This is a genomic window from Bradyrhizobium genomosp. I (2014), assembly GCF_000261685.1.
Lineage (GTDB): Bacteria > Pseudomonadota > Alphaproteobacteria > Rhizobiales > Xanthobacteraceae > Bradyrhizobium.
This window is the reverse complement of the sequence record NZ_AJQE01000202.1, coordinates 1-12,800: the sequence shown is the minus strand read 5'-3', so window position 1 is coordinate 12,800 and position 12,800 is coordinate 1. Positions and strand designations below refer to the sequence as shown.

Genomic DNA, 12,800 nt, shown 5'->3' with positions numbered 1-12,800 from the left:
CGCGGCTGCCGCGGCGCCTGCAGGTGCCGCGCCCGCCGCGGCGCCGACCACGATCGTGCTGCGGCCATTGCTGCCGCGCGAGGAACTGTTCATCGTCCGGTCGGCCTGCGGCGCCGATATCCGCACGCTCTGCGCCGGTGTGGCGCCCGGAGGCGGCCGGATCATCCAATGCATTTCCAACCGGGCGGCATCGCTCTCGCCGGCCTGCAGGGACGTGCTCGCGCCTTTCGCCGCGAGATAAGACGGAGCGGGCGATTTTCGTCCGCAAGAGAATGAATTGCGGCGTGCGCGACCGAATGTTCGCACGCCGAGGCGTGACTTCGCAGGTACTTTCTCGAGGCGCAATTTCGATGACGACAAGACTGGGAGGACGACATGCGTTCATTGCTGCTCATCGCTTCTGCTCTCTTCGCCTTCGCCGCGACCATGACGTTCGAGACCAATGATGCCAATGCGGTGGTGTGCGCCCGCGGCGTGTATCGCGCCGGCTGCGCCGGTCCGAACGCGGCCGTCGTGGTCCGCAAGCCCGTGCCCGCGGTCCGTTGCACCAGGGTGCTGGTGAACGGGGTCTATGTGAAGCGCTGCGTCTGACGCCGCCCGGGTGGCCAATCCGGTCCGGCTTGGCTATGCTTGCACGAGACTGCCTCGGACACGCGCCAAATGCGCGCCCCGAGGGAGAGCTTCGGCGCGCCCGCCTTTGCCGATAATTCCGCTGGCGCCGGGCGCCGGAGCACATTAGTCTACCCCTAGATAGTAAGTATACTGTCAATTAGGGAGGCAGACGTTGCGGATCGCCGTGATCGGCGGGGGGCCCGGTGGGCTCTACTTCGCCTATCTCTGGAAGAAGCGTCATCCCGAGGATCAAGTCGACCTGTTCGAGCAGAACCCGGCCGACGCGACCTGGGGCTTTGGCGTCGTTTTCTCCGACCAGGCCCTGGAGTTCCTCGGCGCCGACGACCCCGAGACGGTCGATGCGATCGCCCCCCATATGGAGAGCTGGGAGAACATCACGCTGAACCTGCACGGTGACAGCGTCGCCATCGACGGAGTCGGCTTCTCCTCGATCGGGCGCCTCGAGCTCCTCAAGTTCCTGCAGCAGCGCGCGCTCGATGTCGGCGTCACGCCGCGCTTCGACACGCAGATCCAGACAACCGACCAGCTCAACGGCCACGATTTGATCGTCGCCGCCGACGGGCTGAATTCGCTGGTGCGCCGCGCCTTTGAGGGCGATTTCGGCACCTCCCTGTCCTACTCCTCCAACAAGTTCGTCTGGTACGGCACCTCGAAACGCTTCGACACGCTGTCGCAGACCTTCGTGAAGACCGATCGCGGCGCCTTCAACGCCCATCACTACCGCTATTCGCCGGGCATGAGCACCTTCCTGATCGAATGCGATCACGCCACATGGCAGGCCTATGGCTTCGCCTACAAGGACGTCGAGCAGTCCAAGGGTGTCTGCGAGGAGGTGTTCGCCGACACGCTTGGCGGCCACTGCCTGGTGTCGAACAAGTCGGTCTGGCGCAACTTCCCCTGGGTCTGGAACGAGCACTGGTCGTTCAAGAACATGGTGCTGATCGGCGACGCGCTGCATTCCGCACATTTCTCGATCGGCTCGGGCACGCGGCTCGCGATCGAGGACGCGATCGCGCTGGTCAAGGCGCTGGAATCGGATGTGCACCTTGCGACCGCGCTGCATCGCTATCAGGCCGCGCGCAAGCCCATCGTACAGAAGCTCGTCGATGCCGCGCGCACGAGTGCGTTCTGGTACGAGCACTTCGCCGAGCACATGAAGCTTCCCCTGCTGGATTTCGCCTACAGCTACATCACCCGCTCCGGCCGCATCGACGATTCCCGGCTGCGCGCGATGTCGCCGGCCTTCATGGCCCGCTACGAGGCGGACAAGAACGGCGGAGATGCCGCATGAGCAACGAGATTTTCGACCGGGTGCCCGCGGATGGCCCGGGCGCGCGCGAGATCGGCTTTGCTGTTCCTGACATTTACAATGCCAGCCGCGTGCTGTTCGACAATCTGGGCAAGGGCCGCGGCGACAGGCCTGCGCTCATGGGCCCGGCAGGCATGCGGACCTATGCCGAGCTCTGCGGCGAAGCCTGCCGCTGGGGCAACGGCTTCGCCTCGCTTGGCCTCGAGCGCGGCGACCGCGTGCTCTTGTTCCTCGACGACACGCCGGCCTACCCGGCCGCGTTCTTCGGCGCCGTTCGTGCCGGCTTCGTGCCGCTTCTGATCAACACGTTGACGCCGCCGGATCTGCTGCAGTTCTATCTCGCCGATTCCGGCGCGCCGGTTGCGGTCGCGGATGCCGAGTTCGCGGCGTGCTTCAATGCGGAAGCTTGCAGGGACACGGAGCTGCGGATGCTGATCGTCGCCAATGGCGAGGCGGGCGATCACGCGGCGCCACGGGCGGTCGCGGCGGCAAGCTGGCTCGCGCAGTTCCCGACCGAGCTGGCGGAAGCGCCGACGCACCGCAACGAGATGGCGTTCTGGATGTACTCCTCCGGTTCGACCGGACGGCCCAAGGGCATCGTGCATCTGCAGCACGACATGGCCTACACCGATGCCGCCTTTGCGCAGAACGTGCTGAAGCTGACGCCGGAGGACATCTGCTTCTCGGTGCCGAAGATCTTCTTCGCCTACGGCTTCGGCAACTCCGTCACCTTCCCGTTCTCGGCCGGCGCCACGACGCTGCTGTTGCCGGGCCAGCCGAAGCCGGCGGCGATCTTCGCGGCGATCGACCAGTACAAGCCGACGGTCTTCTTCGGCCTGCCGACGCTCTACACCTCGCTGACCAGGGCCGAGGGCCCGGAGAAGACGGATTTCTCGTCGCTGCGCATGGCGCTCTCCGCCGCCGAAGTGCTCTCGGCGGAGGTCTTCAACGGCTGGAAGGCACTCACGGGGCTCGAGATCGTCGAAGGCCTCGGCTCGACCGAGGTGCTGCACATCTACCTGTCCAATCGCGAGGGGCAGAAAAAGCTCGGCGCCGCCGGCCTGTGCGTGCCCGGCTACGAGGTCGCGCTGCGCGACAAGGACGGAAACGAGGTCGGCGACAACGAGGAAGGCATCTTGTGGGTCCGCGGCGATTCCAACACGCCGCTGTACTGGAACCGGCCGGACAAGTCCGCGGAAACCATTCGCGACGGCGGCTGGATCTACACCGGCGACCGCTTCGTCCGCGATGCCGACGGCTTCCATTTCTTCCGCGGCCGCGCCGACGATCTCATCAAGATCTCCGGCCAATGGGTCTATCCGCTCGAGGTCGAGCTGTGTCTCGCCGACCACCCCGATATTCGCGAATGCGCGGTGTTCGCGGCCGAATTGCCGGACCGGCGGATGACGCTGAAGGCGGTGGTGGTGATGAACAACCGCGCTGTCGACCGGGGCGAGGCGACGCGCAGGCTGCAGGACTATGTGAAAGGCAAGCTGTTGCCGTACAAATATCCGCGCGAGGTGATTTTCATCGACGAGCTGCCGAAGACGGGCACGGGGAAAATCGACCGGCAGGCGTTGCTGCGGATGTAGCCAATGGCGCCGCCACACTCTCGGTGTCGTCCCTGCGAACGCAGCGACCCATACGCCGCAGCAGTAATTGTTTCGCGAGATGGTCATCGCCTGTCGTCGCCAAACTCCTGCTGCGGCGTATGGGTCCCGGCTCGGCGCTTCGCTTGTCCGGGACGACGGTGGAGAATGAGGCGACAGTATCGCCCCACACTCTCCTCACCCGGTCTTGCCCAAATGCTCCAGCGCGTCCTCGGCCCGCAGCGGCACGCGCGAGGCCTCGTTGTTGAGGTCGACGAGTTGCATCAGCAGCCCCATCAGCGCCTTGCGCTCAGCGGGCTGCAGCGGTTCCAGCATGCGCGCCTGGGCGCGTTCGACGGTGGGGATGATCTCGCGCAGGATCGCCGCGCCTGACTTGGTGAGATAGAGCAGCTTGATCCGCTTGTCCTCGGGTGCCGGCTTGCGCTCGATATAGTCCTTGGCCTGCAACCGTTCGATCACGCTGCCTAGCGTGGAGCGGTCGAAGGCGATCACCGCCGAAAGCCGCGTCGCGTCGATCCCGGGGTGGGTATGAATCGCGATCAGCGCGGCATATTGCACCGGGGTCAGATCGAACGCCTTGCACTCCTCCATGAAGATCGAGACCGCGATCTGCTGCATGCGCCGGAACAGATAGCCTGGCGCGGCATAGACCGCGTCCATCGTGATCGGAGCGGCAGGCTTACTCGGCATCGGGCTGCTTCTCCGGTGCGGCATCGGCAAACGCCGGCAGCGCCTTCGCGGCGGCCTCGGCCTTGAGCAGACGCGGATAAGCGGAGACATCGACGCCGAAGCGGCGCGCATTGGCGAGCTGCGGCACGAGGCAGAGGTCGGCAAGCGTCGGCGCATCGCCGAAGCAGAACGGGCCCGGCTCGTCCCTGATCAGCGTCTCGCAGGCCGACAGGCCCTCGCGATTGACCCAGGCCGCCCAGTCCTGGACCTTCTCCTCGGGCAGGCCGAGCTCGCGCAGCCGCGCCAGCACTTTCAGGTTCTGCACCGGATGGGTGTCGCAGGCGATCGCGAGCGCGAACGCCCTCACCTTGGCGCGGCGAAGCGGATCCTTCGGCAACAGCGGCGGATTGGGGTGTGTCTCGTCGAGCCATTCGATGATGGCCACCGATTGGGTCAGCACCGTGCCGCCCTCGCTCTCCAGCGCGGGCACGAGACCCTGCGGGTTGATGGCAAGATAAGCGGGCGCGCATTGTTCGCCCTTGCGAAGATGATGCGGCAGATGCTCGGCTCCGAGCCCCTTCAGGTTCAGCGCGATCCGCACCCGATAGGCGGCGCTGGAGCGGAAATAGCCGTGCAGCTTCATCGAGACTCTCCCTGCTATTCCTTGGTCGTCATTCCGGGGCGGTTCGAAGAACCGAACCCGGAATCTCGAGGTTCCGGGTTCTCGCTGCGCGAGCCCCGGAACGACAGCGAGCTTGTACGCCACCCCTCACGTTGACGCTAGCCAGATCGTCAGTATACTGTCAATCAACAAGACGATCGGGAGCAGCAACCATGGAAGCCGTGACCAAGACGCCGGAACGCGAGGCGTTCTACAAAAAGATCGACGGCGAAAATCTCACCGCACTCTGGACGGTGATGAGCGACCTGATCACGCCGGAGCCGAGAAGCGCCTGTCGTCCTCACCTCTGGAAGTTCGATGTCATCCGCGACTACATGACGGAGGCCGGCAAGCTGATCACGGCCAAGGAAGCTGAGCGGCGCGTGCTGGTGCTGGAGAACCCCGGCCTGCGCGGCCAGTCCAAGATCACGACCTCGCTCTATGCCGGCGTGCAGATGGTGGTGCCCGGCGACGTCGCGCCGGCCCACCGGCACAGCCAGTCGGCGCTGCGCTTCGTGCTCGAAGGCAAGGGCGCCCATACCGCCGTTGACGGCGAGCGTACCGCGATGGAGCGAGGGGACTTCATCATCACGCCGTCGATGACCTGGCACGATCACTCCAACGAGACCGATCAGCCGATGTTCTGGCTCGACGGCCTCGACATTCCGCTGGTGCAGTTCTTCGACTGCTCCTTTGCGGAAGGCTCGAAAGAGGACCAGCAGAAGATCACGAAGCCCGCGGGCGACAGCTTCGCGCGCTACGGTCACAATCTGCTGCCCGTCGACGTCAAGCGGAGCTCGAAGACCTCGCCGATCTTCAGCTATCCTTACGCCTACACGCGCGAAGCGCTGGAGAGGGCCCGCGCGAGCCAGGAGTGGGACGCATGTCACGGGCTCAAGCTGAAGTTCAGCAACCCCGAGACCGGCGATTTCGCGATGCCGACCATCGGCACGTTCATCCAACTGCTGCCCAAGGGTTTCAAGACCGCGCGCTATCGGGCGACGGACGCGACCGTGTTCTGCCCGATCGAAGGCAAGGGGCGCAGCCGGATCGGCGATACTGTCTTCGAATGGGGCCCGCGCGATCTGTTCGTGGTGCCGAGCTGGCACTGGGTGACGCACGAGGCGGACGATGACGCCGTGCTGTTCAGCTTCTCGGATCGCCCGGTGCAGCAGAAGCTGGATTTGTTCAGGGAAGATCGCGGCAACGCGTGAGGGTCGCAGTATTGGCCTCACCCTCGGTGTCGTCCCGGACAAGCGAAGCGCAGATCCGGGACCCATAGCCCCAGGGAGAAGTTTGACGAAGATCTTCGCCGGTATGAAGACCGTTCGTCCCAGACAGATCACGCGGTATGGGTCCCGGCGTTCGCCGGGACGACAGCGGAATTCACCGCCAGTGCAGCAGCCTTGCCTCCAGCCAGCCGATCACCTTCCCCACCGCAAGTCCAAACACCGACAGGATCACCACGCCCGCGAGCAGTTGATCGGTCTGCATCAGATTGCCGGCCTGGAGCACGAAGGCGCCGATGCCGTATTGCGCGCCGATCATCTCGGCGCTGACGACGAGCAGCAGCGCGACGGAGGCGGTGATGCGGAAGCCGGCGAGGATGGCGGGCAGCGCGCCCGGCCAGATCACCCTGCGCACGATGGTTGCGAACGGCACGTTGAAGCTCTGCGCCATTCGAATGAGGTTGCGCGGCACGGCGTCGACGCCGCTGTAGACCGAGATCGCGGTCGAGAAGAACACCCCTAACGCAATGGTCGCGATCTTCGGCTCTTCGCCGATGCCGAGCCAGAGGATCAACAGCGGCAACAGCGCGATCTTCGGGATCGGGAACAGAGCCGAGATGAAGGTGATGCCGACGCTGCGTGCGAGACGCGACAAGCCGATGGCGAAGCCGACGGCGACGCCGGCCACTGTCCCCAGCAGCCAGCCGACGCCGATGCGCAAGAGCGAGGCGGACAGATGCTGCCAGAGCGCGCCTGACATCGCGAGCCGGTAGATCGCGCGCGCGATCGCCGAAGGCGCCGGCAGGAACAGCGGATTGACCAGGCCGGTGCTGCCGGCGGCCTGCCATATGGCGATGACGAGCGCGAGCGCGATCCAGCCGCCAAAGCGGCTGCTCGCCGGAACGAAGCCGGCGCCGCGAAAGCGGACGCGCCGGGTCGCAGTGTCCTTCGCAATTTCGGCCGGCGCGCGGTCAAGCATGCTGGACCTCGCGTTCAGCGTCGATCGCCTCGTTGCGGATCAGCGACCAGATCTGGTTCTGGAGCGCAAGCAGCTTTTCGCGCGCCGCCGCTTCGCCGCGCGCCGCGCGCGTCATCGGCACGGCCACGACCTCGCGGATACGTCCCGGCCGCCGCGACAGCACCACGATGCGGTCGGCAAGTCGTGCGGCTTCCTCGAGATTGTGGGTGACGTAAACCGCACCCATGCCGCCGTCGGCGAGCAGGCGAACGAAGTCTTCCATCAGGAGCTCGCGGGTCTGCGAATCCAGGGCCGACAACGGCTCGTCCATCAGCAGGATCGCGGGCCTGACCGCAAGCGCGCGGGAGATTCCGACGCGCTGGCGCATGCCGCCCGAGAGCTGCTTCGGATAGGTCTTGCGGAAATCGGTCAAGCCGGTGCGGCGCAGGGCGTCCTCGACCAGCGCGCGGCGCTGTGCGGCCGAGAGCTGGGTGTGCAGCAGCGGGAATTCGACGTTCTCCTCCACCGTGGCCCAGGGAAGCAGCGCGAAATCCTGGAAAACGAAGGTCAGCGGATTGAGGCTGTCCGCCGGCGGCTGGCCGCGCAGCTCGGGCGCGCCCGAGCTCGGCTGCAGCAGCCCGCCCAGGATCGACAGCAGCGTGCTCTTGCCGCAACCGGAGGGACCGACGATCGCCACCACCTCGCCGGCACCGACGGTGAAGGAGACGTCGTCAAGCACGGCAAGGTCGCCGAAGCAATGGGAGATGCGGTTGGCGATCAGGTCCATTCGATTTCCTCTGTGCCCACTCCGTCATTCCGGGATGGTCCGAAGGACCAGACCCGGAATCTCGAGATTCCGGGTTCTCGCTTCGCGAGCCCCGGAATGACAGAGAGATCAATCCGCCTTCACATAGTCCTTGGCGATGATCGCATTGGCATCGAAGCCCTTGTCGGCAAAGCCCTGCTCCTGCAGCCATTTGATCTGGTTGTCGACGTTCTTCACATCGAGCTTGCCGTCGGGATCGATATAGGCGCAATTGCCGACCACCTGCTCGACCGGCAGATTGGTGTACTTCGCGATGATCTCCAGCAGCGGTTTCGTCTGCTCGTTGATCGGCGCGACGCCGTCCTTCATCGACGCCAGAATGACATCGTGATATTCGCGGTCGGCCTTGGCGAGCGCGCCGAGCAGCTTCGTCACCAGCGCCTTGTTGGTCAGCGTCTTCGGCGAGGCAAACACCGCCCCCAGCTGCCACGGCGTCTCGTCGCCGACCCAGCCGAGGAATTTCGCGCCGCCTTCGTCCATCAGCTTTCGCGCGGTGGAGACCGGCAGCAGCGCCGCATCGACGGTCTCGCCCTTGAGCGCAGCCGCCGCGTTCGACAGCGACTGCAGCGGCACGATCTTCACCTCAGAGAGCTTGAAGCCGTATTTGTCGGCAAGCAGGCCGAGCGAATAGTGAAAGCTCGATCCGACCTGCGTCATCGCCACGCGCTTGCCGGCGAGGTCCTTTGGCGTCTTCAGCCCGGCCGCGTAGGCGTTGTTGCTGGCGAAATAGCCGATCAGCGGATAGCCGGGCTTCTCGCGGCTCATGCCGCCGATCACCTTCAGCACACCCTTGCCGGCGAGATTGTAGAGGCCGGCGGTGAAGGCGGTGACGCCGAAATCGACATCGCCCGAGGTGGTGGCGACCGCGATCGGCTGCGCCGCGTCGAAGAATTTGAGCTCGACCTCCAGGCCGGCCTCGCGGAAATAGCCCTTGTCCTGCGCGATGAAGACCGGCGCGGAAGAGGACAGGCGGAGCACGCCGATCCTGGCCTTCAGCGCATCCTCGGCTCTAGCACCGCCCATCGCCGTGATCGCCAGAAGTCCCGCAAGCGCGAGCCGAATTATCCCGATCATCTCGTCTCCTCCGCCGTCGTTCTCTTGCAGTCCGTTACAGGCCTTCGGGCACCGCCTGGTCCCGTCCGATGAAGGCGCCCAGTTGTTTCAACGTTTCCTGCAATTTTTCAATGGGGATGTCACGCGGGACCCGGTTTCCGGAGAGCGCCAGCGCGGCGGCGGAACCGGCGGCCTCGCCCATCACGAAACAGGCACCGGACACCCGCGCGGCCGACTGGCCCTCATGGGTCATGGAGGCACAGCGGCCGGCGACCAGGAGATTGTCGACGCCTTGGGGCACCAGCATCCGGTAAGGCAGCTCGTTATAGCCGCGCGATTCCGGAATTGGCGGAAATGTGAAGACGACGTCGCCGGGAACATGGGCCTCGATCGGCCAGCCATTGACGCCGATGGAATCCTCGAACGACGCACAGCCGAGCACATCCTCGCCGCTGAGCTGATAGCCACCCTTGATGCGGCGGGTCTCGCGGATGCCGAGCTGCGGCGGCAGATCGACGATATAGGACTTTTCGAAGCCCGGGACAGTGCTGCGCAAAAACTCGTACGCCGCGAGCGCCTGCTTGCGGCCCTCGATCTCGCCACGGGTGAGATCGTCGGGCTCGATGCCGTTGATGGCGTGGCCGTCCTCGCGCGCAACCTGGGTAAAGTTCACCCGCCATTCGATGCCGGATTTCTGCGGCCGTACGATGGCGCTCTTGCGCGGGAATATGTGCGTGCCGGCAGCGAGCGCCTTCTCCATCAATTGCGGAATGGTCCGCCAGGCCTCGCCCGCTTTCTCGGGATCGATGCCGTTGAGGCGGAGCATCATCGAGGGATACAGCGGATGGCCGTGCTCGTCGCCGATTTCGAACGGAGCACCGGCCCACGCGGCGAGATCGCCGTCGCCCGAGCAGTCGATGAAGATTTCCGATCGGACCGCCTGCCGGCCGGCCTTGGTCTCGACCAGCAACGCGTCGATGCGGCGGTCATCGCCCATCACCACGCCGGCGCCGAGCGCGTGGAAGAGGATGTGCACCTTGTGGCTGGCGAGCAGCTCGTCGGCCGCGATCTTGTAGGCAGCGGTGTCGTAGGCCTGGGCAAACACCTTGCCGAGGATCAGATGCGGCGCGTTGAGGCCACCCAGCCGATCGATCCGCGCCAGCAGATCCGACGCCATGCCCTGCACCAGCCGCCGGTGCTCGCCATGGACATTGCCGTGCAGGCCGCAGAAATTGGTGACGCCGGCCGCGGTGCCCATGCCGCCGAGGAAGCCGTAGCGCTCGATCAGCAGCGTCTTCCGTCCCGCGCGCGCCGCTGACGCTGCCGCCACGATGCCGGCCGGACCGCCGCCGAGGACGACGACTTCGTATTCGCCATAGAGCGGCACCTGTCGTGCCGGTTCTTCGATCGTCATGGCCCGCATGGCGCGTTCCCTTCCCGAATTTCCTTTGCTTGGGGCGACTATGAATTAGCGCGTAGCGGGTTACAATCCACCGAAATACGCGATCAGCTTTCGCGAATCGAGAAAGGCCGACATGGACATCCTGGTGAACCTGCAGGCTTTCCTCGCCACCGCGGATGCGGCCGGATTCTCGGCAGCCGCGCGAAAGCTCAACGTCTCGACCTCGGTCGTCGCCAAGCGTGTCACACAACTGGAGACGCGGATCGGCACGCCGCTGTTTCACCGCTCGACACGGCAGTTGCGGCTCACCGAAGCCGGGCGGCGCTACGTGCATCGCGCACGCGGCGTCGTCACTGATGCCAACGACCTGCTCTCGCGCATGGGCGAGAAGGACCACGATCTCGTCGACCACCTCCGCATCAAGGCCCCGACCTCGCTGACAGTGGCGCGGCTTGCGGACGCCTTCAGCGCGTTCCAGACCCAGAACCCGCGGCTGAAGCTCGAGATCGTGCTGATCGATCGCCCGGTCGATCCGGTCACCGAGGGATTTGACATCGCGATCGGCGCCTTCCCGCATTCGTTCGGCGGCGTCGTCGACGAGCCGCTGTGTCCGCTGAAGCGGCTGCTCTGCGCCTCGCCGGCTTACTTGAAGAAACATGGCACGCCGAGACATCCACGTGATCTCGTCGAGCATCGCTGCCTCAGCTTCCTGCCGACCGGTCCCGAGTGGATCTTCGACGGGCCGCGCGGCCGCATCAGCATCCAGGTCAGCCCGCTGCTCTCCTCCAACGAGGGCCATGTGCTGGCACGCAGCGCCATCGCCGGCAACGGCATCGCACTGATCTCGCATTACCTCGTCGCGGAGTCCTTACGCGACGGCACGCTCAAGCCGGTGCTGCGCGACTTTCCGATTCCCGAATTGTGGGTGAAGGCCGCGATCCCCGAGCGGCGCCGCAACGCCGCTGCGGTGCAGGCGCTGCTCGCCCTGCTGAAAACGTCACTGGCGCGGTCGCTGTAGGCCGCGTCGCGAAGGTGTCGCAAGACGCCGGTTGCTCCCGCAGAATGGACCTGAGAGAAGGTGCGCGAAGTACGCGGAGGCCGTAGCCCGCATGAACGAAGCGATATGCGGGACCGCTCGCTGCATTCCCGGATGTCGCTTCGCTCATCCGGGCTACATGTGCCGCACTCATGTCAACGAACGGATTCGATGCTCTTGAAACATGCCCTGCCCGCCGTCCTCGCCCTCGCGCTCTCGGCCACGCCCGCCACAGCCCTCGAGCAGAACTGCCGCTTCATCCGGGAAAAGCCTGATCGCGAGGCCTGCTACAAGCGTCAGGAGGAAGAGCTGGCTGCAATGCGCAAGCCTGCACCTGCGACCGACGAGGGCAAGACACTCGAAACGCTGCGCCAGATGCGGCAGGACGACGACGCGGTCTATCGCAGCATCAGCAACATCTGCCGCGGCTGCTGACGTTCAGCCTTTTGCGCCGCCCCAATTCGCCGCCCGCTTCTCCGCGAACGAGGCCAGACCCTCCGCCGCCTCCGCGCTCTGGCGCTTGAGCGAGTGCAGCTGCACGAGCCGATTGTAGGCGGCATCGTCCACCGCCATCCCACCGAACGAGCTTTCCAGCGCGAGCTTCTTGGTTTCAGCCATCGCCTCCGGCGCGTTGGCTAGCAGCTGCTCGACCACCTTCGCACCTGCGGCCTCAAGTCTAGCGAGCGGCACCACCTCGTGGACGAGGCCGATGCGGCGGGCGTCCTCGGCGCCGAAGCGCTCGCCGGTGAGCGCGTAGCGGCGGACTTGCCGGATACCGATGGCGTCGCAGAGCTGCGGGATGATGATCGCCGCCGTCAGGCCCCAGCGCACCTCCGTGATCGAGAACAGCGCATTGTCCGCGGCGATCACGACATCGCAGGCTGCGATCACGCCGGTGCCGCCGCCGAAGCAGCCGCCCTGCACCAGCGCGACGGTCGGGATCGGCAGCGTGTTGAGCCGCTGCACCGCCTCGAAGGTCGCCCGGGACGCCGCCTCGTTCGCTTCCGCCGATTGCGGCCGCACGCCGTTGATCCATTTGAGGTCGGCCCCGGCCTGGAAATGCTTGCCGTTGCCCCTGAGCACGACGACGCGCAAATTGGGCTTCCTGCCGAGGTCGTCCATGGCCGCGAGCACGCCTGATATCAGGGCGCCGTCATAGGCGTTGTTCACTTCCGGCCGGTTCAACGTGACGGTTGCAACCCCGCGTTCATCTGATGTCCACAGGACAGGGCTGGCAGTCATCGGCGATCCTCCGGTCATCTTGTTTGCCGCGCACTATGCCGAGGCGGCGCGTCCTGATCCATATCTTTCCGGCGTGGGGCGGCCGCGTCCATCGCATGGCGGCTTGTGTCATGCTGGTGCCGGAGCGGCACCATGGGATAGGTACGGGACATCATCATGCGCATCTGCATTT

Annotated in this window: 14 protein-coding genes; 7 read left to right on the top strand and 7 right to left on the bottom strand. The window is 65.5% G+C overall.

The window, feature by feature from the left end; translation table 11 throughout:
* The 4 genes from IC50_RS19415 to IC50_RS19400 form a co-directional block, all read left to right on the top strand.
* On the top strand, positions 1 to 241 hold a 241-nt coding region (locus IC50_RS19415), incomplete at its 5' end, for a cysteine rich repeat-containing protein (RefSeq protein WP_035708338.1).
* A 134-nt stretch (positions 242 to 375) separates the two neighbouring features.
* A complete protein-coding gene (locus IC50_RS19410) occupies positions 376 to 591 on the top strand; it encodes a hypothetical protein (protein WP_035708335.1) in 216 nt (71 codons plus the stop codon).
* Between the two features lie 193 nt (positions 592 to 784).
* Positions 785 to 1,924, top strand: a complete 1,140-nt coding sequence (locus IC50_RS19405; RefSeq protein ID WP_035708333.1) for an FAD-dependent monooxygenase — start codon at positions 785 to 787, stop codon at positions 1,922 to 1,924.
* Positions 1,921 to 3,534 (top strand): benzoate-CoA ligase family protein, encoded by a 1,614-nt coding sequence (locus tag IC50_RS19400; protein ID WP_035708332.1) that lies wholly within the window; start codon positions 1,921 to 1,923, stop codon positions 3,532 to 3,534. Before IC50_RS19405 ends, IC50_RS19400 begins: the two co-directional genes overlap by 4 nt.
* Positions 3,535 to 3,729: 195 nt before the next feature.
* Here the strand turns inward: IC50_RS19400 and IC50_RS19395 are convergent, their stop codons facing one another.
* The gene (locus tag IC50_RS19395) at positions 3,730 to 4,242 is read right to left on the bottom strand and encodes a MarR family winged helix-turn-helix transcriptional regulator (RefSeq protein ID WP_035708330.1); all 513 of its coding nucleotides are present in this window, start codon (positions 4,240 to 4,242) and stop codon (positions 3,730 to 3,732) included.
* The gene (gene maiA, locus IC50_RS19390; RefSeq protein ID WP_035708328.1) at positions 4,232 to 4,864 is read right to left on the bottom strand and encodes a maleylacetoacetate isomerase; all 633 of its coding nucleotides are present in this window, start codon (positions 4,862 to 4,864) and stop codon (positions 4,232 to 4,234) included. The genes IC50_RS19395 and maiA overlap by 11 nt, the downstream gene beginning before the upstream one ends.
* Before the next feature lie 191 nt (positions 4,865 to 5,055).
* Between maiA and gtdA the strand changes: the two genes are divergently transcribed.
* A complete protein-coding gene (gtdA, locus tag IC50_RS19385) occupies positions 5,056 to 6,096 on the top strand; it encodes a gentisate 1,2-dioxygenase (RefSeq protein WP_035708326.1) in 1,041 nt (346 codons plus the stop codon).
* 172 nt (positions 6,097 to 6,268) lie between these two features.
* Here the strand turns inward: gtdA and IC50_RS19380 are convergent, their stop codons facing one another.
* The 4 genes from IC50_RS19380 to IC50_RS19365 all read right to left on the bottom strand — a co-directional run bounded on the left by IC50_RS19380 (position 6,269) and on the right by IC50_RS19365 (position 10,371).
* Entirely contained in the window at positions 6,269 to 7,090 is an 822-nt protein-coding gene (locus tag IC50_RS19380; RefSeq protein WP_035708324.1) for an ABC transporter permease, read from the bottom strand.
* The gene (locus tag IC50_RS19375; protein WP_035708322.1) at positions 7,083 to 7,856 is read right to left on the bottom strand and encodes an ABC transporter ATP-binding protein; all 774 of its coding nucleotides are present in this window, start codon (positions 7,854 to 7,856) and stop codon (positions 7,083 to 7,085) included. Before IC50_RS19375 ends, IC50_RS19380 begins: the two co-directional genes overlap by 8 nt.
* Positions 7,857 to 7,964: 108 nt before the next feature.
* Complete coding sequence (locus IC50_RS19370) at positions 7,965 to 8,969, bottom strand: ABC transporter substrate-binding protein (RefSeq protein ID WP_035708320.1); 1,005 nt, start codon at positions 8,967 to 8,969, stop codon at positions 7,965 to 7,967.
* 34 nt (positions 8,970 to 9,003) lie between these two features.
* Complete coding sequence (locus IC50_RS19365) at positions 9,004 to 10,371, bottom strand: FAD-dependent oxidoreductase (protein ID WP_035708318.1); 1,368 nt, start codon at positions 10,369 to 10,371, stop codon at positions 9,004 to 9,006.
* Positions 10,372 to 10,483: 112 nt separating this feature from the next.
* Here IC50_RS19365 and IC50_RS19360 point away from each other — a divergent pair, with 112 nt between their 5' ends.
* Together IC50_RS19360 and IC50_RS19355 are read left to right on the top strand one after the other, a co-directional pair.
* Complete coding sequence (locus tag IC50_RS19360) at positions 10,484 to 11,368, top strand: LysR family transcriptional regulator (RefSeq protein ID WP_035708317.1); 885 nt, start codon at positions 10,484 to 10,486, stop codon at positions 11,366 to 11,368.
* A 189-nt stretch (positions 11,369 to 11,557) separates the two neighbouring features.
* On the top strand, positions 11,558 to 11,821 hold the full coding sequence (locus IC50_RS19355) for a hypothetical protein (protein ID WP_050991038.1): 264 nt from the start codon (positions 11,558 to 11,560) through the stop codon (positions 11,819 to 11,821).
* A 3-nt stretch (positions 11,822 to 11,824) separates the two neighbouring features.
* Here IC50_RS19355 and IC50_RS19350 read toward each other — a convergent pair whose 3' ends face one another.
* On the bottom strand, positions 11,825 to 12,628 hold the full coding sequence (locus IC50_RS19350) for an enoyl-CoA hydratase-related protein (protein ID WP_035708315.1): 804 nt from the start codon (positions 12,626 to 12,628) through the stop codon (positions 11,825 to 11,827).
* Between the last annotated feature and the right edge of the window lie 172 nt (positions 12,629 to 12,800).